Origin of the sequence: Pseudoalteromonas sp. APC 3893, from assembly GCF_030408095.1 — a bacterium.
Classification (GTDB): Bacteria; Pseudomonadota; Gammaproteobacteria; order Enterobacterales; family Alteromonadaceae; genus Pseudoalteromonas.
Map to the genome: position 1 here is coordinate 42,683 of NZ_JASDCD010000013.1, position 23,251 is coordinate 65,933.

26 protein-coding genes and 1 tRNA gene are annotated in these 23,251 nt (G+C 41.8%); 14 read left to right on the top strand and 13 right to left on the bottom strand.

What is annotated here, in order from left to right; genetic code table 11:
- Window positions 1-93: 93 nt before the first annotated feature.
- The gene (dnaB, locus tag QMA12_RS14560; RefSeq protein ID WP_087531148.1) at window positions 94-1,473 is read left to right on the top strand and encodes a replicative DNA helicase; all 1,380 of its coding nucleotides are present in this window, start codon (window positions 94-96) and stop codon (window positions 1,471-1,473) included.
- Window positions 1,473-2,552 (top strand): alanine racemase, encoded by a 1,080-nt coding sequence (gene alr, locus QMA12_RS14565; RefSeq protein WP_290210440.1) that lies wholly within the window; start codon window positions 1,473-1,475, stop codon window positions 2,550-2,552. Before dnaB ends, alr begins: the two co-directional genes overlap by 1 nt.
- A 2-nt stretch (window positions 2,553-2,554) precedes the next feature.
- On the opposite strand, the gene QMA12_RS14570 is transcribed toward alr, so the two are convergent.
- On the bottom strand, window positions 2,555-2,794 hold the full coding sequence (locus tag QMA12_RS14570) for a DUF2960 domain-containing protein (RefSeq protein ID WP_087531146.1): 240 nt from the start codon (window positions 2,792-2,794) through the stop codon (window positions 2,555-2,557).
- A gap of 132 nt (window positions 2,795-2,926) precedes the next feature.
- On the opposite strand from QMA12_RS14570, the gene QMA12_RS14575 reads away from it, so the two are divergent.
- The 3 genes from QMA12_RS14575 to QMA12_RS14585 are packed head-to-tail and all read left to right on the top strand — an operon-like array spanning window position 2,927 to window position 4,627.
- Window positions 2,927-3,178, top strand: a complete 252-nt coding sequence (locus QMA12_RS14575; RefSeq protein WP_087531145.1) for a hypothetical protein — start codon at window positions 2,927-2,929, stop codon at window positions 3,176-3,178.
- Between the two features lie 25 nt (window positions 3,179-3,203).
- A complete protein-coding gene (gene pnuC / locus QMA12_RS14580; RefSeq protein WP_290210441.1) occupies window positions 3,204-3,827 on the top strand; it encodes a nicotinamide riboside transporter PnuC in 624 nt (207 codons plus the stop codon).
- Window positions 3,828-3,835: 8 nt separating this feature from the next.
- Window positions 3,836-4,627, top strand: a complete 792-nt coding sequence (locus tag QMA12_RS14585; protein ID WP_290210442.1) for a phosphotransferase — start codon at window positions 3,836-3,838, stop codon at window positions 4,625-4,627.
- Window positions 4,628-4,656: 29 nt separating this feature from the next.
- Here the strand turns inward: QMA12_RS14585 and QMA12_RS14590 are convergent, their stop codons facing one another.
- Entirely contained in the window at window positions 4,657-4,839 is a 183-nt protein-coding gene (locus QMA12_RS14590) for a helix-turn-helix domain-containing protein (RefSeq protein ID WP_087531142.1), read from the bottom strand.
- Window positions 4,840-5,091: 252 nt separating this feature from the next.
- Here QMA12_RS14590 and QMA12_RS14595 point away from each other — a divergent pair.
- Both QMA12_RS14595 and QMA12_RS14600 read left to right on the top strand, forming a co-directional pair.
- A tRNA-Arg gene (locus QMA12_RS14595) sits at window positions 5,092-5,166 on the top strand.
- Between the two features lie 67 nt (window positions 5,167-5,233).
- Window positions 5,234-5,455, top strand: a complete 222-nt coding sequence (locus tag QMA12_RS14600; RefSeq protein ID WP_290210443.1) for a Rho-binding antiterminator — start codon at window positions 5,234-5,236, stop codon at window positions 5,453-5,455.
- On the opposite strand, the gene zntB is transcribed toward QMA12_RS14600, so the two are convergent.
- Window positions 5,433-6,404, bottom strand: coding sequence for a zinc transporter ZntB (zntB, locus tag QMA12_RS14605; RefSeq protein ID WP_290210444.1), 972 nt, complete (start codon window positions 6,402-6,404; stop codon window positions 5,433-5,435). The genes QMA12_RS14600 and zntB overlap by 23 nt on opposite strands.
- A gap of 150 nt (window positions 6,405-6,554) precedes the next feature.
- On the opposite strand from zntB, the gene QMA12_RS14610 reads away from it, so the two are divergent.
- From QMA12_RS14610 to QMA12_RS14620, 3 genes are read left to right on the top strand one after another with little or no spacing between them, the layout of a single operon-like run.
- Window positions 6,555-6,983, top strand: coding sequence for an ATP-dependent zinc protease (locus tag QMA12_RS14610; protein WP_290210445.1), 429 nt, complete (start codon window positions 6,555-6,557; stop codon window positions 6,981-6,983).
- 10 nt (window positions 6,984-6,993) lie between these two features.
- On the top strand, window positions 6,994-7,899 hold the full coding sequence (gene rimK / locus QMA12_RS14615; RefSeq protein ID WP_087531138.1) for a 30S ribosomal protein S6--L-glutamate ligase: 906 nt from the start codon (window positions 6,994-6,996) through the stop codon (window positions 7,897-7,899).
- Window positions 7,886-8,944, top strand: coding sequence for a succinylglutamate desuccinylase/aspartoacylase family protein (locus tag QMA12_RS14620; protein ID WP_290210446.1), 1,059 nt, complete (start codon window positions 7,886-7,888; stop codon window positions 8,942-8,944). Before rimK ends, QMA12_RS14620 begins: the two co-directional genes overlap by 14 nt.
- A gap of 54 nt (window positions 8,945-8,998) precedes the next feature.
- On the opposite strand, the gene QMA12_RS14625 is transcribed toward QMA12_RS14620, so the two are convergent.
- The 4 genes from QMA12_RS14625 to recQ all read right to left on the bottom strand — a co-directional run bounded on the left by QMA12_RS14625 (window position 8,999) and on the right by recQ (window position 13,524).
- The gene (locus tag QMA12_RS14625; protein ID WP_254911131.1) at window positions 8,999-9,562 is read right to left on the bottom strand and encodes a mechanosensitive ion channel domain-containing protein; all 564 of its coding nucleotides are present in this window, start codon (window positions 9,560-9,562) and stop codon (window positions 8,999-9,001) included.
- A gap of 53 nt (window positions 9,563-9,615) precedes the next feature.
- Window positions 9,616-11,271 carry a BamA/TamA family outer membrane protein gene (locus QMA12_RS14630; RefSeq protein WP_290210493.1) on the bottom strand — a complete coding sequence of 552 codons (1,656 nt, stop codon included), beginning with the start codon at window positions 11,269-11,271 and terminating at the stop codon, window positions 9,616-9,618.
- A 114-nt stretch (window positions 11,272-11,385) separates the two neighbouring features.
- On the bottom strand, window positions 11,386-11,685 hold the full coding sequence (locus QMA12_RS14635) for a DUF3630 family protein (RefSeq protein ID WP_087531136.1): 300 nt from the start codon (window positions 11,683-11,685) through the stop codon (window positions 11,386-11,388).
- A 15-nt stretch (window positions 11,686-11,700) separates the two neighbouring features.
- Entirely contained in the window at window positions 11,701-13,524 is a 1,824-nt protein-coding gene (recQ, locus tag QMA12_RS14640) for a DNA helicase RecQ (RefSeq protein WP_087531135.1), read from the bottom strand.
- A gap of 109 nt (window positions 13,525-13,633) precedes the next feature.
- Between recQ and QMA12_RS14645 the strand changes: the two genes are divergently transcribed.
- Together QMA12_RS14645 and rarD are read left to right on the top strand one after the other, a co-directional pair.
- Window positions 13,634-14,089 (top strand): thioesterase family protein, encoded by a 456-nt coding sequence (locus QMA12_RS14645; protein WP_290210447.1) that lies wholly within the window; start codon window positions 13,634-13,636, stop codon window positions 14,087-14,089.
- A gap of 52 nt (window positions 14,090-14,141) precedes the next feature.
- Window positions 14,142-15,065, top strand: coding sequence for an EamA family transporter RarD (gene rarD, locus QMA12_RS14650; protein WP_087531134.1), 924 nt, complete (start codon window positions 14,142-14,144; stop codon window positions 15,063-15,065).
- On the opposite strand, the gene QMA12_RS14655 is transcribed toward rarD, so the two are convergent.
- On the bottom strand, window positions 15,062-16,297 hold the full coding sequence (locus QMA12_RS14655; protein WP_290210448.1) for a response regulator: 1,236 nt from the start codon (window positions 16,295-16,297) through the stop codon (window positions 15,062-15,064). The genes rarD and QMA12_RS14655 overlap by 4 nt on opposite strands.
- Window positions 16,298-16,403: 106 nt before the next feature.
- Window positions 16,404-16,778 carry a DUF413 domain-containing protein gene (locus QMA12_RS14660; protein WP_290210449.1) on the bottom strand — a complete coding sequence of 125 codons (375 nt, stop codon included), beginning with the start codon at window positions 16,776-16,778 and terminating at the stop codon, window positions 16,404-16,406.
- A gap of 91 nt (window positions 16,779-16,869) precedes the next feature.
- Here QMA12_RS14660 and QMA12_RS14665 point away from each other — a divergent pair, with 91 nt between their 5' ends.
- A complete protein-coding gene (locus tag QMA12_RS14665) occupies window positions 16,870-17,727 on the top strand; it encodes a LysR family transcriptional regulator (protein WP_087531131.1) in 858 nt (285 codons plus the stop codon).
- 43 nt (window positions 17,728-17,770) lie between these two features.
- Complete coding sequence (locus tag QMA12_RS14670) at window positions 17,771-18,679, top strand: DUF1015 family protein (protein ID WP_290210494.1); 909 nt, start codon at window positions 17,771-17,773, stop codon at window positions 18,677-18,679.
- A gap of 22 nt (window positions 18,680-18,701) precedes the next feature.
- On the opposite strand, the gene hisC is transcribed toward QMA12_RS14670, so the two are convergent.
- The 4 genes from hisC to QMA12_RS14690 are packed head-to-tail and all read right to left on the bottom strand — an operon-like array spanning window position 18,702 to window position 23,225.
- Window positions 18,702-19,814, bottom strand: coding sequence for a histidinol-phosphate transaminase (gene hisC / locus QMA12_RS14675; protein WP_290210450.1), 1,113 nt, complete (start codon window positions 19,812-19,814; stop codon window positions 18,702-18,704).
- Window positions 19,811-21,187, bottom strand: coding sequence for an MATE family efflux transporter (locus QMA12_RS14680; protein WP_290210451.1), 1,377 nt, complete (start codon window positions 21,185-21,187; stop codon window positions 19,811-19,813). Before QMA12_RS14680 ends, hisC begins: the two co-directional genes overlap by 4 nt.
- The gene (locus QMA12_RS14685) at window positions 21,181-22,164 is read right to left on the bottom strand and encodes an ornithine cyclodeaminase (RefSeq protein ID WP_290210452.1); all 984 of its coding nucleotides are present in this window, start codon (window positions 22,162-22,164) and stop codon (window positions 21,181-21,183) included. The genes QMA12_RS14680 and QMA12_RS14685 overlap by 7 nt, the downstream gene beginning before the upstream one ends.
- Window positions 22,165-22,166: 2 nt before the next feature.
- A complete protein-coding gene (locus QMA12_RS14690; RefSeq protein ID WP_290210453.1) occupies window positions 22,167-23,225 on the bottom strand; it encodes a cysteine synthase family protein in 1,059 nt (352 codons plus the stop codon).
- Window positions 23,226-23,251: the final 26 nt, after the last annotated feature.

Consider the following 23,251-nt stretch of genomic DNA (forward strand, 5'->3'; position numbering starts at 1 on the left):
AAGGCTAAGCAGGAAAAGAATTCCTGCTTAGCTATTTTCACAACCCCAGCAAGTCGATAGAATAGGGCTATTCACTGTTAGTATTGCGAAGTTATGGCTAAACCAGATAAACAAGTCGACACCCTTAAAGTTCCTCCCCATTCCATTGAAGCAGAGCAATCTGTTTTAGGTGGCTTAATGCTTGATAATCAAGCCTTTGACCGTGTTGCTGAATTAGTCGTTTCGCAAGACTTTTATACCCGTACCCATAAGCTTATTTTTGAAGCCATGGTTGAGCTTGCAGAAATAGGCGATCCTATCGATTTGATCACGATTTCTGAGAGTTTAGAGAAAAAGAACTTATTGAGTAATATTGGTGGTTTTGCTTATTTAGCTGAAATCGCGAAAAATACCCCAAGCGCAGCGAATATAGACGCGTATGCCAATATCGTTCGAGAACGTGCTGTTGTTCGTGAAATGATTGGTGTGGCTAATGAAATTGCAGAGGCGGGTTTTAACCCAGAAGGGCGAACAAGCCATGATTTGCTCGACTTTGCAGAAAGCAAAGTATTTAAAATTGCCGAGCAACGTACTAAAAGTACCGAAGGCCCGCAAAGCATTCATAACATACTTGAAAAAACCGTTGATAAAATCGAAGAGCTTTATCAATCACCGCAAGATGGTGTTACAGGGGTAAGTACCGGGTATGCTGACTTAGATAAAATGACTGCCGGTATGCAGCCGTCAGATTTAATTATCGTGGCAGCACGTCCATCGATGGGTAAGACAACGTTTGCGATGAACTTAGCCGAACACGCCGCGATGACGCAAGACAAGCCCGTGCTTATTTACTCACTAGAGATGCCCTCAGAACAAATAATGATGAGGATGCTGGCATCCCTTGGTCGTATTAACCAAACCAAAGTACGTACAGGCCAACTTGATGATGAAGATTGGGCTCGCTTATCGTCAACCATGGGTTTGTTAATGGAAAAAGGCAAAATGTATGTTGATGATGCATCAGGCTTAACGCCAACTGATGTACGCTCAAGAGCACGTCGTATTGCCCGTGATCATGGCGGTATTAGTATGATTATGGTCGATTACTTACAGTTGATGCGAGTGCCTAGTTTATCGGATAACCGTACTTTAGAGATTGCTGAAATCTCTCGCTCACTAAAAGCCCTAGCTAAAGAGCTGCAATGCCCTGTAATCGCGTTATCACAGCTTAACCGTACCCTAGAGCAACGTGCAGATAAGCGCCCAATCAACTCTGATTTACGTGAATCAGGCTCTATCGAGCAGGATGCCGATTTGATCATGTTTATATACCGTGACGAAGTTTATAACGAAGACAGTACAGAAAAAGGCATCGCTGAGATTATTATTGGTAAGCAACGTAACGGCCCAATCGGTAAAGTACGCTTAACCTTCCAAGGGCAATTTTCGCGTTTTGATAATTACGCGGGCCCAGCCGTTGATGATGAATACTAATGCGTTTAGCTGTCGCCCAAATTAACTTAACTAACCTTGCGCATAACCTTGCGCAAGTGAAGCATTTTGCGCCTAACAGTAAAGTGATGGCAGTATTAAAAGCCAATGCTTATGGCCATGGCTTAGTTAAAATAGCACAGCATTTAAATGATGCAGATGCCTTTGCCGTAGCAAGAATTGACGAGGCATTAGCACTGCGCGCTGGTGGCCTTACAAAGCCTATTGTGTTGTTAGAAGGGGTGTTTCATCCTGATGATTTACCCATTTTATTAGCTAATAATTTCCAAACAATAATTCACGACGAAAATCAGCTTATCGCACTTGAACAAGCAAAACTTGATGCGCCAATTAGTTGCTGGTTAAAAATAAATACCGGCATGCATAGACTAGGAATTGCGCCAGAGCAATTAGATGATTTTTATCAGCGTTTAAGTGCCACCAAAAACGCCAAGAGTTGCATTAATTTAATGACTCACTTTTCATGTGCAGATGATATTAGTGACAGCAAAACAGCAAAACAAATTGCTTTGTTTGATACGTTAGTTGCAGACAAGCAACAAGCACATTGTTTAGCAAATTCAGCAGGTATAATCGCCTGGCCTAATAGTCATGGTGACTGGGTGCGCCCAGGTTTGATGATGTATGGTGTATCACCTATGTTAGGCGCAATAGGCAGTGATCATGGGTTAAAACCTGTGATGCGTTTAACTACCCGCGTTATTGCTATTCGTGATGTAGATGTACAGCAATGCGTAGGCTATGGCGGGCGTTGGAAAAGTGACACGCCAACTAAACTTGCTGTAGTTGCAATGGGTTATGGCGATGGTTATCCTCGTCATGCAAAGCATGGCACACCTGTGGTAATTGGCGATAAGCGCTATGGCATTGCCGGTAATGTATCTATGGATATGATAAGTGTGGACATAGGCAACAATAGCGACAATATCAAAGTAGGTGACGAGGTCGTAATGTGGGGACCAGAATTACCTGTTGAAGAGATAGCGCAATGTGCAACGACTATCCCTTATGAGTTACTGTGTAATATAACCCCACGAGTAAGCTACGAGTATCTTGATTAATACTATTCTTTAATAAAGTAGATATCAGCAAAGCCCATTCGAGCAAACTCTTGATCGCGAAAGTTACGTACCGCTGCAGAACCCTTAGACGTCATTTCAATTTGGCGTACCATATTTAAATAGTTGGTTAAATCGATGCCTTCAGCCGCGGCGATTGCTTGATACATATCTTGGTATTTATCTTTAGCAAAATTTATTTCACGAGGTTGGTTTTTAAAGGTGTAGGTAATGCGTCGTGCCATGAGATGCTCAAAAGGAAAACTAAATTAAACTGATTTTACACCTTCTTTGCCATCCTCTCTACCTTTGAATGACTTGTAAGCAACGCCGAGTTACAATAGCGACACTATTTTTAGTGATGGAAACAATTAACAATGAAATTATCTGTAGAGATCAGTAAATACCCACTGCACCAAGACTACATTCCATTTATTAAAGGGTTTATTGACCGTTTAAATACGTATGATGATTTAAAAGTCATCACTAATACGCTATCAACTCAAATATTTGGTGACTATGAGCTTGTTATGTCGGTACTGAATACCGAAATAAAGCGTTCATATGAAGAATTTGGTAAAGCGATTTTTGTTTGTAAGTTTCTATCTGGCGATCTTTCTCCTGAATAACCATTAATACCTTAGTGAGCCAATAATGGACTTTATAAATCAAACTCTGGCAGGCTTTACTGCAATGTCGCATTGGGAATATATCGCGGTGGCGTTGTCTATGGCCTATCTGTTACTAGCTATCAAGGAAAACCTTTGGTGTTGGCCCGCGGCATTTTTTAGTACATTAATTTATACCATTATGTATTGGAACGGTGCTTTATTAATGGAGTCGTTACTGCACTTTTATTATATGTACATGGCCGTTTATGGTTGGTTAGTGTGGCGTAAGGGGGGAGCAAATAAACATGAGTTGGCAATAACCTCATGGTGCCTAAATCAGCACCTAGTTATTATTGCTATTACTTCACTTGTCGCCCTTATCCTTGGGTATATCATGACGACCTACACTCATGCAGACTTTGCCTATCTAGATAGCTTTACCACTTGTTTTGCCGTGGTGACGACGTATTTAGTGGCTAAAAAAGTGCTTGAGAATTGGTTATATTGGATAGTCATTGATGCTGCATCAATGTATTTATATTACGAAAAGGGCTATTACCCAACGCTAGCCTTGTTTGTGTTCTACACCATTATGGCAGCGTGGGGCTTTAAAACCTGGTACGAAGAGTACGAACAAGACCAAGCTAAGCCATTAGCACAGTTATAAGACTAGCTATGACTATGAATAAAATAAGCGCTATATTTAGCGCTTTTGACCCTCAGCTGAATATTCTAAGCAGTGAACGTTTACACAGTGGATTAAGTAATGACAATTTTTTAGTGCGCACAGACCGCAGCGCCTACTTACTAAAATGTTATCGCGATCATTGGCCACAGGTTGGGTTAGATGCACAAGCTAGATTTGCAGCACTCCAAATTTGCCCCGCGCCAATTTGGGCTGATAAAGCGAACAGGCTCGCTATTTTTGAATATATTGAGGGCGATATAGCACAAGGTAGTTACACCGCAAAGCTTATCAACAAGTTGGTATGTCTACATCAGCATACTGTGTCAACAGAGCCTATGGATATAAAGTACGAGCTTGATTATTACCGTAACAGCGTACTCTACCAAGGCTATCAACAAACCGTTGAGGCATCGCTTGAGTATATTTATAGTCAACCTAGAGACAATGGTTTTTGTCACAATGATTTGGTCAAAGAGAATATTATCACTAACTCATCGGGTATGTATTTAATCGACTTTGAGTACGCTAAAAGCAATGATGTTTACTTTGACTTAGCTGCACTAGTGGTTAGTTTTGAGTTAAACCTTCAGCAAAAAATGGCGTTACTTAATACTTATCAGCGCTGTTTAGCCAAAGGGCAGTCGTTTAACTTCTCAATAGAAAAGCTGAAACATTATCAAGTGGTGTTTTTAGTGTTGTGTATATGTTGGTACCACGAGCGTGGAGTGAATGAAAAAGTTGAGATATTGGATAAGCAGCTGGAGTATTTACTTAAATAACCCAGCAAGTCACATAGTAAAGAGTTTGGCTATAAACCACCAAATCGTGCCGCTAGCTCTTTATACTTAGCTACTTCATCAGTATCAAATTGTGGTTCACCATTGGCATCTTCGCCTTTAGCAATAAGTAAACTCTCTCTTGCTAGGCGTTTAACACGCTCTACTTTAACTCCTAAAAACTCTGCCACTTGTTCGGTTGACATTAAACTCATAGATTTACTTCCTCGTGCTTAGCCATTTTATAAAAGAAGGCTTCATAACCTGATATATGTTATAAAATGGTTATTATTTTTTGTTCAGTATTATTTAATAGCTGTTTTTTGCGTTGTTGTGAAGTAAATTATTATTTTTAGTGTAATAAATAGGCATATAAGCAACAGATGCTAGCATTTCGGTGAAGATATCTTTATTATTGCCCGTGCTAAAGCATCGATATCGCGAGTCGGTGTGGCGGCAACAAATGTGCTCTCGTGGTGAAATGGATATCACGTGGCTCTCCGGAAGCTAAGTTGCAGGTTCGATTCCTGCCGAGAGCGCCATTTGCTTTTCTCATATATCATCTAATTTCCTTTGTTATACTTTAACTTTACTCTTTTGAGATCAATTATGGCTTATCAACCAATAGCGTGTGGTGATTACGATCAGTTTGAGCTTTTTTGTATACAGCAAGCTGAGGTCACAATTACAACAACTGACGATGAAACTCTAATTGGTAAAGCGATTAACCTTGAAAACCATAAAGGGCTGGGAGAGTTTTTGTTGTTGGAATTGCCTCAAGGCGAACATAAAGTCCGCCTCGATAAAATTAAAGCCATTGCTTATTTTTAAAATAAACGCCAATACCGCCAGTAAGCACGATTAAAAATATTACAAATGCGCTAAACGCATACGGGTTATCAGTGCCCGGGATCCCTCCCACGTTAACGCCGAGCAGGCCTGTTAAAAAGCCTAGCGGTAAGAATAACGCGGCAACAACAGACATTACATACATACGCTGGTTAAGTTGCTCTGACACTTGATTGGTGATTGTTTGCTGAATAATTTGGGCGCGTTCAATCGCACTATCTAATTCTTCAAGGTATCTCACCTGCAAGTTAGTGGTTTCATTTAGTTTTGCTTTATCGGTTTCTTCCAGCCATGTAAAACGGTTAGTTGCAAGCGAGCTTAGTGCCTCCTTTTGTGGGCGTAAGTATCGTTTTAAAGCAATAGTTTGTCTGCGTAGTTGTGATAAACCTTGGTTATCGAAGCGCTTTGTTGGCTCATCAATTTCACCTTCAAAAATATCTAAAGTATCGTCGAGTTCATCAATCACAGTTTGCATTCGAGAAGTTAAATTTTGTGTTAGATGACACACTAATTCAGAAATATTACATGGACCATCGTTTTGCATCAATGATTCCAGTACATCCTGTACAGATAACAAGCGACGCCTACGAGTTGTGATCACAATATCGTCATTAATAAATAGACGCAGTGACACCATATCTTCAGGGCTTTGTGCGGGGTTGAGGTTTACGCCGCGCAAAAATAACATCGAGCCATTAGCCGCTTTACTTAGGCGCGGTCTAGTTTCATCGGCTATCAATGATTCTAATTCATAATCAGTTAAAAGCCCGCTGTTTTTTAGCCAGTCAACCGCTTGATCTTGAGAGTAATCTAAATGCAGCCAAAGTTTTCCTTGCTGCGGTTGCCAATTATCAAGAGTGCTACTAGTGTCTAGTGTGCGTGCACCGCCTTTTCCATCGAGTAGCACTGCGTGAAGTAAGCCATTGAACATAGAAGATTTCCATTAATGCTTTATGATGAATATAGTTGACTATAGTTAAGAACAGGTCAATTAAAGTTTTTTATCGATAAGAGTAATTTATTTCGTTGGTGTTTATTTGGCAATCGCGTATAAGTCATTTTTTTATTAAAGGGCGCATTTATGACGGTAAAAATAACAGTTGGTTGGCGTGAGTGGTTCAGTTTACCTGAGCTTGGTATAGCTAAAATTAAAGCCAAAGTTGATACGGGCGCCCGTACGTCATGTATACATGCCATTAATATTGAAGAATTTGATCGTGAAGGTGAGAAATGGGTGAAATTTATAGTCCAACCTTTGCAAAGTGACGAACATACCGAGGTGGTATGTGAAGCAAAAGTAAAAAAAATAAAGTATGTCACCAGCTCTAGTGGAGAGCGCCAATTACGTTACTTTATTGAAACCATGCTCCATGCAGGTAACAACAGCTGGCCTATTGATGTGACGCTTACTCGTCGCTCAAATATGAAGTTTAGAATGTTACTAGGGCGTACAGCAATGGAAAATCGCATAGTCGTTGATCCGGCTTTATCTCATTTATTAGGTAGTTAAGGTTTTAACTATGAAAATTGGTATTTTATCTCGTAACAGAAATTTGTATTCAACGCGTCGTTTAATCGAGGCCGCAGAGCAACGTGGCCATGAAGTAAAGGTCATCGATGCCTTGCGTTGTTATATGAATATTAACTCTGAGCAACCGGAGATCCATTATCGTGGCGAAAATTTAAAAGATTTTGATGCGATTGTTCCACGTATTGGCGCATCGGTTACATTTTATGGTTGTGCTGTTTTACGTCAGTTTGAAATGATGAATGTATTTCCTGTGAATGAATCTGTGGCTATTTCACGTTCTCGCGATAAATTGCGCTCATTACAGTTATTATCACGTAAAGGCGTTGGCATGCCGGTAACAGGGTTTGCTAGTAAGCCTGATGACGTAAAAGACTTACTTGAGATGGTTGGCGGTGCGCCAGTGGTGATCAAGTTATTAGAAGGCACACAAGGTATTGGTGTTGTATTGGCTGAAACGCGTAAAGCTGCCGAGAGTGTGATTGAAGCATTTATGGGCTTAAAAGCGAATATCATGGTGCAAGAATACATTAAAGAAGCCGGCGGCGCGGATATTCGCTGCTTTGTATTGGGTGACAAAGTTATCGCCGCAATGAAACGCCAAGCGCAAGAAGGTGAATTCCGTTCAAACTTACACCGTGGTGGTAGCGCTACTTTGGTTCGTATTTCGCCCGAAGAGCGTAAAACAGCGGTTGCTGCTGCTAAAGCAATGGGTCTAAATGTTGCTGGGGTTGATTTACTGCGCTCATCTCGTGGTCCGTTAGTGATGGAGGTAAACTCATCTCCTGGCCTTGAGGGAATTGAAGTCGCAACGGGTAAAGATATTGCAGGCATGGTGATCGATTTTATTGAAAAAGCCGCTGCAACAAAAGGAACCGCAACTCGTGGCAAAGGTTAAAATTAATAGTGCTTTCTCTTTATTAGGTGAAACGGTCGGAGTAGGAGAGCGCAAGACGCTGGCATTAGAAGCGGCAAAGCTTTATACCCACTCGCCGTTGAATATCCCTATTGAAGTAGTCAACGGGGTGCAAGAAGGTCCTGTTTTGATGGTGTGTGCTGCCATACATGGTGATGAGCTAAATGGCGTTGAAGTTGTACGCCAGTTACTTGCTAAAATTGATGCCAGCCAATTACGTGGAACCTTAATTGCTGTGCCTATTGTTAATGTTTTTGGGTTTATTCATAAGTCACGCTATTTACCGGATCGTCGTGATATGAATCGCAGTTTTCCAGGATCTATTCGCGGTTCATTAGCGGGTCGTATGGCGCATATGTTTTTCTCGCAAGTGGCCGTACATTGCACCCATATTATTGATCTGCATACTGGCGCTATACACAGAACTAATTTGCCGCAAATAAGGGCAAACTTAAGCGACGAAGCGACGGCTGAAATGGCCAAAGCATTTGGCACGCCAGCGGTAATTGACGCTTCACTGCGTAATGGCTCTTTACGTAGTGAAGCGGCTAATTTAGGTATTCCAGTTATTACCTATGAAGCGGGTGAAGCGCTTAGGTTTGATCCCATTGCCATTGCTGCAGGTATGCAAGGGGTCGATTATGTGATGCGTCACTTGAAAATGATTCGAGGGAAACGTGCGAAAAAGCTACCAGAGCCGATTATCGCAAGTTCAACTAGTTGGGTGCGCGCAGAGGTTGATGGTATTGTTCGTGCGCAAGTATCGCTAGGAGAAAGAGTCACTAAAGGGCAGATCTTAGCTTATATTAGTAGCCCTTTAGGTGATTCTGAACTAGAGTTACTAGCGCCGCGTAGTGGAATTATTATTGGTCAGCAAACAATGCCATTGGTAAATGAAGGGGATGCGGTGTTTCATATTGCTTATTTTGCCCATGCAAATAGCTTAGTTGAACAGCAGCTCGAAACCTTTATAGATGGTATTAATGATTTGGATGACGAATTAAAAACAGCTGATCTAAATAATTAATTAAATCTGCTGTAATAAGGCGTTTGTTGGGTGACTGACAAGCGCCTTTTAAGTTTAGGGTTTTTTAGGGCCTAAGATTCTTTTTATTGCAGCGGGCTTCGTCGGTTTGGGCTCTTTGTTTAAAACCATAACAGGGCGCGTTACAAATAGGTTATTAGGGTAAATAACACGATGGCCATCAATATGTTCTAATACAACATTCATCAAGCCCATTTCAACAATACGGCCTTCAACAAAGTTAGCACCATCAATGACTCGTACCCAGTAACCCACTCGACAGTCGTTTTGAATAAACATCAATAAAAATGAAGTAAGATTACTCAGTAATGACCACGCAGCGAATAAAGCGACGCCAAGCATTGCAAACAATGAAGAGCCTAGTACTAACAAGCCCCGTAATTCAATGCCCCAAAATACCAGTACTAAACAAATCATCACAATCGCTAAGATAATTTTTAGTAGTAGCTCTGCACGGTATTTACGGTGTACATCGACTTTACCTTTGATGGTTTTTTCGAGTAATTTTTTGGTGAATTTTAACAGTAAAGGAAAGGTTAATAAGGCAACTAAGGTTACTACCCATTTATATTGCATACTAAGAATATCAAGTAATTCCACAGTTTATCCAAATCAGTTGCACAGTTAAGTTATTTTAGCCTTTCTAGCAGCCTTTAAAAGGAGTTTTTAACAGTTACCAACCATTGCACAGAATCAACATCATCATTTCTATCAATCGGAGCTGCTATATCTAAGTGGATCACTGTGCCTGCATTTGCACGGCTCGGCGCAAGTCTGAGACCCAAGCCTACATTTTTTAAAACTTGTCCGTTGGCGCCATTGTGTTTATCTTCGAACCATGCGCGTCCAATATCAACAAAGGCAGCACCACCGACCTTAAATAATTGCAGTAAGTCGTATTCCCAGTAATAGCGTTTTTCCAAGTTGATTAAAAAGCTTCGATCACCTTGCTGGTAATTAAGGGGGTAACCTCGCAAGCCGTTATCGCCACCTAAGTTAAGCTGTTTATCGTGTGTAAGGTTCTTTGCGTAATCAAGACGTATTTTAGCGTACCAAGATTGCTCAAAACTGGTATTTAAATAATATTGCATTTGGCTGGTGGCAAACAGGTTTTCGACTTTTCCTTGTTGTTCGTTCCAGTAACCATCCAGGCTAGCATAAAAACGCCATAGGGTGTTGTCACCACTAAAGTGAGCTTTTTTAGCATTAAATGAATACACAGCACGGCTATCGTCGTCGCTTATTTCTTCGCTGGAGTAACCTATTAAACCTTTTACATTCCAGCCGAGGTTTAAATCTTCAGTGCGGTAAATGCTGTCGAAATTGCGCACTTTAATGAAATGATCTTCAAACCAATGACCGCTGACATAGGGATAACTCAAATCTCGGCTTTCGGCCAGTGGTGTATGAGTCGCTGGTATGGCATTAAATGAGTGTTCTTCAAAAATGTAGCCAACACTTAAACGTTGCGTCCAACTATTACCTAATTGCTTTGAATGACCAAAGTGCAATTGGTTGTAATCGGTTTTTTGGTCAAACTCACTAAATACTTCACCACGTTTATAGAGAGATTCAATACGTTGATCTGAATAGCTAACAAGGCCATAGCTATAAGGTGTATCAATTGAATAAAAGGGGTAAGTCAATTCTAATAGATGACGTTTTCCATCGTCGTTATCTGAATACTCTACACGACCACGGTAGCGGCTAGAGAAAATATTAGGGTCGTCATACACAAATAAATAGCCATCGCGATCAGCGTCACTGGTGCGAGAGATAGACAGGCGCTTACCCCAACCAAATAAATTAGACTCTCTAAAGCCTATACTGGATTTATTCTCCCCGCCACTGCGACTGAAGCTTATTTCTGGCAGTAATGTCCATAAGTCACGGGTAGCAACATTGACATTTATGTCGCCATCACAGTTAAGTTCAGCACTGATATCTGCATCGTATAAGTAGCTTTGCTTGCGTAAAAGGCGCTCTGATTCTGAAAGCTTTTTGGGGTGGTATTCGTCACCTGGCTCAAAGAGCAATATATTTTTTATTACATCTGGTTCTGTCGTCATATGGACGCGATTGGCGAATCTAAACAGCGCGTTGTTTTCTGCTTCTAATTGGGTATTGAATACGTTGAGCTGATCTAAATTGATACTTGCTATTTTAGCACTCGCTGTTTTCTTCGGAAGTCGCTCATCACCTTCGAGTTGGCGGCGCAAATTTTGTTCTGCAGGGGTAACCGTTCGTTGATTACTACATCCGCTAGTTTCGATAGAACTAGCCCTTATAAAAGAGCTAAATAGAACCATGCTACAGTAGCTAAGCAGTAATGCTTTTCGATACCAGTTAACGACCATTTAAACCCTTTAACATGAATTTTTAGTATGTATACACTACACACTAACTAATTATGTATGTCTAGTTCATTGTTGCATATTTGTAAGAAAGTAATGTGTGAGTGCCGCAAGTAAATGCTCAGCTTCGGTGCCTTCACCGTTTATCCACACACTATTACTATAATGTTCAAAGTTCAAATTGAAGTTTTGCTGTTCGTAGTTAAAACGTAACTGATGGCGATCTGCACCGGCTTCAAATTCAGCTATTTTAAGCTCTGGCAGATGTAGTAATAAATGTGCCCACAGCTCAAAATCGTCGTCGTTTGGCATTTGACTAGGGATGACAATAATAGCGTTATGCTGGTTGTCTAATTGAAAGTCGGTCATTGTGTTTCTCGTTCTTTATGGCTGTGCGAGGTAGTTGCGAATAGCTGTTAAAAATGGACTGCCGTATTTATTAAGTTTGGTAAAGCCAACACCTGACACTTTTAAAAACTCACTGTCATTAGTCGGCATTAACTGTGCCATCTCAGCGAGTGTTTTATCGTTAAATACCACATATGGCGGGACATCATCGTCATCAGCAAGTTGCTTACGCAAGGCTCGAAGTTTAGCAAATAGTTTTTTATCGTAATTAAATTGCGCGAGTTTATCTTGGTAAACATGTTTAGCTTGCAGCCGCGGTTCAGCCATTTGCAAAGCGTATTCACCTTTTAAAACAGCACGAGCGCCTTCGGTCAAACGAAGCGCTGAGCCTTGGGTGATATCTTGGCTTAATAAGCCTTGATGTATCAATTGGCGTAATATACTTAGCCAAAACTCACTACTGCGATCTTTGCCTATGCCATAGGTGCTAAGTTGGTGGTGATTATTGTCACGAATTCGGCTGGTATTCGCACCGCGAAGTAGTTCAATTATGTACCCTAAGCCAAAGCGCTGTTCAGCGCGGTAAACACAAGAAAGTGCTTGCTGAGCTACAAGGGTGCCATCAAATGTTTTTGGTGGATTTAAGCATATATCACAGTTTCCACATTGTTCACGTTGGTACTCGCTAAAGTAGTTAAGCAATATCTGTCGCCTGCATGTAGGGGCTTCAGCAAAGCTTGCCATCGCATTAAAGCGTTGCTCTTCTACTCGGCGGCGTTGCTCATCTTCAATGTCTTCAAAAAAACGCCTAACGCGGCCAATGTCGGCTGGGTCAAAATACATAATAGCTTCTGCTGCAAGACCATCACGGCCAGCTCTGCCGGTTTCTTGATAGTAAGCTTCAATACTTTTTGGAATGTCGTAATGCAATACAAAACGTACATTGGGTTTGTTGATGCCCATGCCAAAGGCAACTGTGGCAACCACGATTTGAATGTCATCACGGGCAAAGCCTGTTTGCACAAATTGGCGTTGCTCATTACTCATGCCTGCGTGGTAAGCGGCTGCATTTAAACCCGCATCAGCCAGTTTTTCGGCAATATCGTCAACCCGTTTACGACTAGTGCAATAAATAATTCCGCTTTGATTTTGTTGCTCTTTTAAGTAGCGAAGCAGCTGTGCTAAAGGTTTGAACTTTTCTTCTATAGTGTAACGAATGTTTGGCCGATCAAAGCTTCCCGTATGAATGTAAGGAACTTGCAGGCCTAATTGTTGAACTATATCAAAACGTGTAGCTTTATCGGCGGTCGCGGTCAGTGCCATCATTGGAACCGCAGGAAAGTGCTGTTTTAGTTCACTTAGGCGGCAATAATGGGGTCTAAAATCATGGCCCCAGTGCGATACACAATGTGCCTCATCGATTGCAAATAAACTGATATTCAAGTGATTGAGGCGTTCTAAGAACTCTCTTTGCAGAACTTTTTCAGGGGCAACATATAATAGCTTGATTAAACCATTGTGTAACTGCTGATAAATTTGCTGTTGTTCGTCTCGATTAAGGCTGTTGTTGACATAGGCAGCTTTAACTCCGAGAGCTTGCAATTGTGCAACCTGATCTTGCATCAAAGATATTAATGGCGAAATAACCACTGTTAAGCCATCGAGGGCTAGCGCGGGAACTTGATAACACACAGATTTTCCGCCACCAGTAGGTAGCAGTACAAGAGAATCTTGGCCGTTAAGCGCGGCATTTATAACCGCTTCTTGGCCATCACGAAATTCGCTATAACCAAAAACTTGTTTAAGTATGGCTGCTGGACTGCGTACTATAGTACTTGGTGTTGGAGTTTGTGTATTCATCTCGCCTATTTTAGAGCTTTTAGACGACCTTGCATAGGTGCTTTTTATCGCACTTTTCTTTTAGTTGTGCTTTACTCATCTTACCAGTTATGAAAGGCAGACAATAATAATGAATAAAACAATGTTAATTAGCCAGGTCGCAAACGTATTTGTAGAAAAAATGCCGTTTAATCAGTTTTTAAAAATCAGTGTGAAATCACTTGATGCTGAGCAAGCACAAATTACGTTCCCATGGCAGGATGTTTTTATTGGCAACCCTACTCAAAAAATACTCCATGGAGGGGTTATTTCTGCTGTGCTTGATAATGTCGGCGGCATGCTTGCCGCGGCTTCTATTATTGACAAGTTAGAAGAAATTGATGTGTTAAGTATTCAAAAGAAGTTGGCCACTTTAGGCACTATTGATTTGCGAACCGACTATTTACGACCAGGTAAAGGGCTTGAATTTACAGCCAGTGCTAAGCTTATTCGTTCGGGTAATAAGGTATGTGTGTGTAGAATGGAACTGCATAATGAACAGGGGGTGCAAATAGCATTCGGCACTGGGACTTATTTAGTTGGATAAAACCCTATTCGGGGAGTAAACTAGCCGCCTTTTTCATGTTTAGAATATTTTTATGCCAACTAACCCTGAACAACGTAAAGGCGTTATTTTAGCCTGCTTAGCATTTTTTATGTGGGGCCTTGCACCTATCTACTTTAAGCTGTTACAGCATATATCAGCATTTGAAATACTCATGCACCGTGTTGTGTGGTCTGTTCTATTTATTATTGTAATTGTCTCAGTGATGAGGCAATGGCATAAAATTAAACACGTTATAAAGCAGCCTAAATTATTATTAATGTTAGCTTTGACGGCAACTCTCTTAGGCTTTAATTGGGGGTTATTTATTTGGGCTGTGAATAACGATCATATGCTTGATGCAAGCTTAGGCTACTACATAAACCCATTATTAAATGTATTACTTGGCATGGTGTTTTTAGGGGAGAAGCTACGTAAGTGGCAGGGGGTTGCAGTAGCTTTAGCATTGAGCGGTGTGGCAATACAACTGATCAGTTTTGGCTCTTTCCCTGTTGTTGCATTTTCTTTAGCTGGTTCGTTTGCTATATACGGGTTATTACGCAAAAAGCTGCCAATAGAATCTTTGCCAGGCTTATTACTCGAAGCGGTAATTTTATTACCTGTTGCAATTGCTTATTGGGGCTTTATGACCCCCTCTACAAGCTCTAACTTAATGTTAAATGAGTGGCATACTAATCTATTGTTGATCAGCGCTGGTGTTATTACTACATTACCGCTGCTTTGTTTTACGGGGGCTGCTAAGCGTTTACAGTATACAACTTTGGGCTTCTTCCAATATATTGGACCAAGTTTAATGTTTGTGCTGGCTGTGATGTTTTATGGGGAAGTATTTAGCAGTGAAAGAGTGGTGACATTTGCGTGTATCTGGAGTGCATTAGCTATTTTTAGTTGGGATTCATACCGACAATCAAAAAAGCGCAAGCGTGAAAATAGCTTTACCGCAACCAAACCTGTTTAAGCAACGACTTTATTACGGCCGGTGTCTTTGGCGTCATACAATTTTATATCGGCTTGTTTTAATAATTCATCAATTTGATAGACAGACCCTTCAGCGTGGCCAATAGAGATCGTAAATTTGATTCTTTCTTTGCTAAACTCAGGGCTGTTTATTTCAATAAAACGGCGGAATGTTTCTAACTGTTTTATCGCTTTATTTTTGCTCGTGTCAGCAAAGTAAATAGCAAACTCTTCACCACCTAATCGAGCAACCAAGTGTTGCTCAAAGTGCTTTGCAAAGCAAATAGATAACCCTTTGAGTACTTCATCACCCGCATCATGACCATAGGTGTCATTAATTGCTTTAAAATGATCAATATCAATCATGGCCATGGCTGAGGTTAGTTGCTGTTTTTTTAGTTGCTTCAGTGATTTACTTGCTTCTTCAAAAAAATACCGTCTATTAGGGAGTTTAGTTAAATAATCGGTATTTGCTTGTAGCCGAATGGTGTTTATTTGCTCAAGCATGTCAACGTTTTGGCTTAAGCGACAATAAAACTCTTCGTTATTAAATGGTTTTCGGAGGTAGTCGTTTGCTCCGCCCTTCAAAAAACGAGCTGATAGGTAGGGCGCATCTGAACCTGAAATGCCAATAATCGCTTTTTCATCATTGCTATAACGCCGGCGGATTTCGCTACATAATTCATCGCCATTCATTTTAGGCATTTCATTATCGGTAATAATTACGGCAATGTCGGGTGTTTCTTCAAGCATAGCAAGCGCTTCAATACCGTTATTTGCCTGAAGGATTTGGTATTTGTGACGCCTCAATAGTTCACAGATGTGCAAGCGAGTGGCTACAGAATCATCAACTACGAGCACTTTAACATTCTCATTGCGTGGCAGGCGTTGCAATTGTTTTTCTAGATAATGATAAGCTTGTTTATTTTCTTTAGTGATGTAATCAATGATAGGGTAGTTTTCAACGGTGTCTCGCGTGGTAGAGTCTATATTGCCCGTCATTACTATGGTGGGTATATCTGCTCCCACAGTACATGGCACGGCCTCACCATTAGGCGCATCAGGTAAAATAAAGTCCACCACTGCGCAATAGTAGTTATTTTTACTTATTAAGTCCTGTGCGTCTGCCAGAGAGCCCGCTATGTCGGCATCATAGCCAATCTTCATGGCGATATGTTGTTGAACACGGGCGATGGTTGGCGTATCTTCAATAATGAGTATCTTTCGTGTCACGCAACACCTTGTTTACTAACTTGTATAAGAAAAATAACTTATACAAGTTGTAACTGGTAATACACAAAAAAGCAAATTACATTATATGTAAATTGCTTGTTTTACTTTATACCCCGTCAGACTCAATATAATAATCTTGGTTGCGCGGCACGGGCCCCGACATTTTTGAACGACCAAATAAAGTATGAAACTTGGTTTTACAAGTTGTTAATTTTAGATACTTTAGCCATGCTCTTTCAATTGGGTTACTTGGCTCTAAATTTCCTGTAATCACGGCTAAAAATTGTTCTTGAATTTCGTTTTGAGGTTCCAAGGTTTTATTGTATAAACCTTTTAGCACAATACCGTGTTGTTCAAGAATACTGGCTTCGAGTAAAGTAAAGTTACCGCTGCGGCCAAAGCCTCGCGGAAAGTTTTGATCATCATAGAACTGGCGCTGACTAACGAACGCTTGGCGAAGTAGTGAAATATCATTGCTCATGGCTGTTTCCTCATGCCCTATTTTCATGCAGGAGTATGGATCAAGTTGCGCAATTTATTAAACAAAAAATTTTTATCGTGAGGATAAATAATTGGATATAGATTTATTAAAAACGTTCGTTGAAGTAGTGCGTACTCGCCATTTTGGTAAAGCGGCTGAAAACTTATATATAACTCAGTCTGCGGTGAGTTTTAGGATCCGACAATTAGAGCAAGGGCTTGGAGTTAATCTGTTTATTCGCCAGCGTAACAATATTCAATTAACAGCTCCGGGCGAGCGTTTATTACCCCATGCACAAATGATTATAACCGGGATGCAAAGAGCTAAAGTTGATGTTGCGCTTGCAGATAATATGCACAAGCAAATTAGCCTAGCAGGCACCCCAAATGTTTGGGATGCATTTTTGCAGTTTGGTATTACTAATATTGTCTCTGCGATGCCGGGTGTGTCACTTGTGGCTGAAGTTAAGGCTCAGCAAGAAAGCACTCGTTTATTACTAGAGCGTACATTAGATCTTGCTGTGCTGTTCGACCCTCCGAAGGTTGATGAACTTGTTGTTAAGCGAATATGTGAATTACCAATCATTCCTGTTAGTGCTTTTGAAGCTGCAAATAGTGAAAACTTTTTCGATAATCAGTATGTGTATGTTGATTGGGGAACGTCCTTTTCGTTATGGCATGCACGTGAGTTTAATGGCCACGCACCTCCTTATTTTAGAACCAGTACAGGGCGTATAGCACTCGATTTAATTTTAAAATGCGGCGGCAGTGCGTTTATTCCTCAGTTGCTTGTTGGGGAGCAATTAAAGGCAGGTGAGCTTTATCATGTTGAAGATGTGGCCCACACATCCCGGGATGTGTTTGTTGCATATCATAGAGACAATGAACAAACCCCACTACTGGAAAAATTGGTCAACCTCCTGATGGAGCTAAAAATAAGTTATAAATAGTTCCTGTTAAGTGAAATTTATAATATGATATATTATATCAATACTGCTTAGGGATGAATGTCTAGTGGGATTCGATAAACGGACGTTTTGTATTTATGAGGTGTCTCAAAAAAACTCTCTGCTTGCGGGTGTGTTGACTGAATTTGACTTGTCAGATTTGAATAGCCATGAGTTATTACCTCATGAGTCTATTAGTGTTTCACATGCGATGAAACTAAAAAAAGACGTTACTCAAAAGCAGTTTCTTTTACCTCCTAGTCTCTTAATTGGCCCGCTTGACATAAATTTATTTGCTTGGCGCACTGCAAGTGAAAAAGTAGCTAGTTGGAAAAATGAGAGCGATAAAAGCGAACACAATGTTTATTTAATTAAATGTGACTCCATAAACCAGCAACTTTATAAATTATTATCTAACAAGCAAGATTGGCTGATTGCAGATGGCCACCATCGGGTATTTGCAGCCAAACAGTTACACTCATCTCAAAGAAAGTTAATGGTTTGGCTTACAGCAAAAGAAGATGTTGTCGTGAAAAGTTTTACGCTTCAAGTCAAAATTTCAACCCCCCTGCACATGCAAACCCTTGTAAAACATCTAGCGCAATTTGGTATTGTTGAATGTGATAAGAAGCTAGCCGATTACTCGCTTGTGAATAAAGGCGAGACAAGGAGCTTCTCTTTATACGGAAATAATTCTGACTCTTATCGTATTCAAACTCAGCTGCGTCAGGCTTTGTGCAAGCTAGCGCAGTTTGTGAGCCTTGTTCCGTCATCTATTAGTAAGACTAGTGAGGACGCATTAACGATCACTGTGTCATGCCGAGATCCTCACATTGAAGATATATTTGCTGCCGCCAAAGCGGGCAAATACTTTCCTGAAAAGTCGACCTTATTTACTCATAAGGCCGACAGTCGAGTGCTTGATTATTTAAATCAACAGGCAGTTTGTGCTTAAAAGCCCTCGCAGAGGGCGATATTTATAATTGTTTAAATGCTTCAAGCACTCTAAGATTTTGCTCTGGAAGCCCGATGGTTACTCTGACAAAATGATCAAAACCAGATTCTAGCCAAGGTTTTATCATTATTCCTTGTTGCAGAAGCAAAGATGCGGCATGCGTAGACGGCTGCTTAACATCAATAAATAAAAAGTTGGCTAGACTTGGCGCGACAAAATACCCAAGTTCAGTGAGTGCGGTGCTGAGTTTTTCTCTTTCGCGATTTGTTTGCGTGACTGTGTCTGCCAAATAAGCGGGATCTTGCAGTACAGCAATCGCCGCCAGTTGTGCCAATCGATTCACATTGTAAGGTGTACGTATGCGATGTAGATAATCTGCTAATTGTGCATTTGCCATTACGCCGTAACCCACTCTAAGTCCTGCAAGACCATAAGCCTTAGAAAAAGTCCGTAATACCGCATAGGGACGAGGTTGTGCTTGAAGTAGTGCTAAACTGTCGACAAACTCTTTATGGCCTTGGGCATATTCGCAATATGCTTCATCGATGACGATAACCGTATTGAGTGGACAGGCATTGATTATACGCTGTAGGTTCTTGGCATCAAACGTACAACCAACCGGGTTGGACGGATTGGCAAGCATCAGCATTTTTAAGTCTGGGTAATGTGCGATAGTATCGAGCCAATCATCAATTCGATAAGATAGGTCGCTTTGCATCGGCACTTCTAGGACCTTTGCCCCCATCATATTGGCGTAAATTCCATGCAGCACAAAGCTAGGCTTGGCCACTAATACTTTATCGCCTTGATTAAGAAACGCTTTGCAGAGCATCGAGAGTACATCCTCAGAGCCATTACCGATAACAATTTGTTCTTTAGCAACGTTAAGTTTAGTAGCTAGTCGTTCGCTTAGCTCTGTGCATTGACTGTCTGGATAGCAGCTAGTGGTATGCAGCTGTGCTTTAAATGCATTAAGCGCTGCAGGGCTAGGCCCTAACGGGTTTTCATTGACAGACAGGTTTATCATATTGGGGTGCAGATTGTGCTCTGTTGCTTGCTCGATGGTTTGCCCTGCTCCGTAGGGGGGCAGAGCAATCACTTCTTTGCGGGCTGGGTTTAGCATTGTCGTTGTCATGCGTTTTGCTCCTTGAGTGATGCGGGGTTAAGTAAGAGGTTAGCTCTGTGATTAAAAAGCCAAATCTCTGATAGCGCTGTGACCGCAAGCCCTAACGTTAGGGCGTACCAAACACCTAAAATACCCAACCCCCAAAATTGTTGAAATAACCAAGCACCGGGAAGGCCAATGCACCAATAGCCAATTAAAGACAGCATGAGAGTACTTTTAACATCGCCAAGTCCGCGCAAAATACCAAGCCCGATATTTTGCCATGCGTCAAAAAACTGCAAAAAGGCGGCAATAACAAGTAACTCTATGGCGATAACCACTACATCGGAGTTTTGTAATTCTTCAGCACTTAAAAATGGCAGCAGCACAAATTCGGGCGCGAATAAATAGATTAAGGCGAAGACAGTCATGACCGCTGCACCGCAAGCAATGCCCAAATTGCCGATGCGTTTGGCATGATGAAAGTCTCCCGTAGCATTGGCTTCGCTGATGTATATAGAGCAAGCGGATGAAATGCCAGCAGACACCATAAATACGATGTACACCATTTGGCTTACCACGTTGTGGGCGGCTAACGCATTTACGCCGAGTGTTGCTACAAATAACGCAAGTATGGTGAAAAATCCGGCTTCAAGCCCATATGTTGCGCCAATCGGCACTCCCATTTTCCATGTTTTGCTAAGCGCTTCGCGGTCGGTTTGCCAAAACTTCAAAGTGAGGTAAGGGCTTAGTACGACATCACGTTTGGCAAATAGTACAAACAGTAAAAATGATAAATACAGCACGATGCATGTGGCGGCTGCAACTCCTACAAAGCCAAGTTGTGGTAGACCAAAATTACCAAAAATAAGGCCGTAATTGAGCACAATCGTAAGAACAACAGACACACTAGTTATCAACATTAGAGATCCTGGTCTTTTTAGCCCAACACTAAAGTGGCGTATACTTTGAAACCAAAAACAGGGTAATAATCCTAACGCGACAACGGCTAAATATTGTGTCGTCAAATTGGCAATAGACTCGGATGTACCAATAAACCTTAAGAAAGGTCCCATGGCAAACATTATGGCGGCGAATACTAGGCCTATAAATGTCCCAATAAGCATGCTGGCGTTAAAAAGAGAGGTGATCTGATCTCGCTTATCTTTGCCGATCGCATCAGACACCAAATTGCCTGTTGCCGTTACCACGCCAGTTCCCATGGTTCTAAATTGATTAAAAATACCAATGGCGAGGCCGCCAGCAGCCAGCTCTAGTGGGCTCAGCATGCCGAGCATGATGAGATCAATAGTTGCAATTGCCACGTAGAGCAGGTTAGTCAGAATAAGGGGCCCTGCGAGCTGGCTTACTTTAAAAATATCGGCGCGAGCTGAAGCTACCATAACGTTACTTCCTCCACGTTTTCTTGTGTGATAGCAAAGTCCGCAACGGCTCGTCCGAGCGCCACGTCAGTAATGATCATGCCGCTGTTATAGACAAAGATAATTTCATCAGGGTGAGTTCGTGCCGGCTTCTCACCATTTAGTATTTCAGTCAATGTTGCATCAACAGCGGGTAGTTTGCCGTTCTCGTCTAATAAATCGTCTCCGGTGACCTTCATTTGTTCTGCATCCGTTGTGAGCAATCTATCAGCTCGGTGTAGCACCGATTTTTCGATTCCATAGCCAACTAAAATCACCACCGCGCCGGGTTTTAACCATTCATATTTGATGTTCTCTTTGGCGGATAATCCCGTAACGGCAAGGATCACGTCGGCTTGTCTTACAGAAGCTTCTAAGTCTTGTGATACCGCAACTTGTCGCTGTGGGTGATGGGCTTTTAGTTTTTGCTGAACCGCTTCTAAACCTGCTTGGTAACTGCCATGAACGGTCAGGTGTGTGAGTTGCGGTAACGCCGTGACGAGCATAGGTAAAGCGATTTGCCCTTGAACACCTGTGCCCACAATTAATGCATGCTTGGCATCTGAATGAACGGCATATTTTGCAAACAAGGCGGAGGTGGCTGATGTGCGCATAGGACCTAGTTCTTTTACATCCATTAAAGCCACAGGGTGGCCTGTGGCATCATCGCAAAGAAAGATAAAAGAATAGAACTGGTATTGGTTACGGCTTCTGTCAGGGTCGTATTCATAGACCACTTTAAACCCTACGGTATTACTTGCAGCATCGCGACCGGCCATGCTATAGGCAATGGAGCGGCCATCTTGTGGTGTCATAATGACTTTGAGTGGGTTGGCAGAGTCAGGGTGGTGCAGTGAGCGAAAGGCATTTTCCACCACCTCAATAACTTTGTTATAGGGGAAATTAAGTTGCGCTAGTCGGGCTTCATTCAGTATCGGCAGCGTTGTTTGTTGGGGCATGGTTATGCTCTCACGGCAGGTTTATATTGCGTTAATAGGTCATCGAGCTCTTGCTCGATGTTAATGTCGATAAGATCGTGTTTTGCCATCCAATCATCATTGAAAAGCGTGTCGAGATACTTCTCACCACCATCACAAACGAGCACCACAAATACGCTATCGGCGGGGGCGGTTTTTAATGCTTGTAGTGCTTCATAAATAACACCACCAGCCGAGCCACCGACCATCAGGGCGTAATGTTTAGCAAGGTATCTGGCGGTATTAAACGCTTGTTTGTCAGATACCTTTACGCCTTTGTCGATAAGCTCGTATTCAATGACAGGCCCTATCTCTGCACCTTCTGGTGTACCCGTTCCAGATTGATGATAATTCAGCCCAGGCCCGCCAAAAATCATAGAACCCACAGGTTCTACACCAATCGTTGTTAGTTGATGACAACCTAAGTCGCGAAGAGCCCTTGTTGTGCCGCATAGCGAACCACCCGTACCAACTGCACCGACAAGGTGAGTAATGTGTTCACCTAGTTCATGAAACACCTCTTGTGCGAGCCCTGTATAGCCGCGGCTATTGGCAAAATTATTGTGTTGTGCTGTCCAAAAAGCCCCTTGTTCTTTTGCTAGTGTGGCAGCCATTGCATCGCGAATATCGGTCGATAAGCTGTCATCTCCGGCTTCGCTAACGCAGATCACTTCTGCGCCAAAGGCTTTCATATTGCTAATTTTTTCTTTTGCCGCATGGTTATCTACAAGCGCGGTAAAGCGATAGCCGCGCTCTGCCGCAAGCAGTGCGAGACCAACACCGGTATTGCCAGAGGTTGACTCAACAACCCAGCCTCCAGGCTTTAGTTGGCCACTGGCTTCTGCTTCATCTAACATTGATTTTGCCATGCGAATTTTAGCACTGCCAGTGGGGTTAAACTGCTCAAGCTTAAGGTACAGCTTACTGCCGTTCGGCAGGCTTAAAAACTGCATTAGCGGCGTGTTACCTATACTTTGCGATACCCTTAAATACGGGGATAAATGCAATGTTGAGGCGAGCGGATACTGCACATTTATGTTCATAAATAGGCTCCTTTATGTTATGTCGT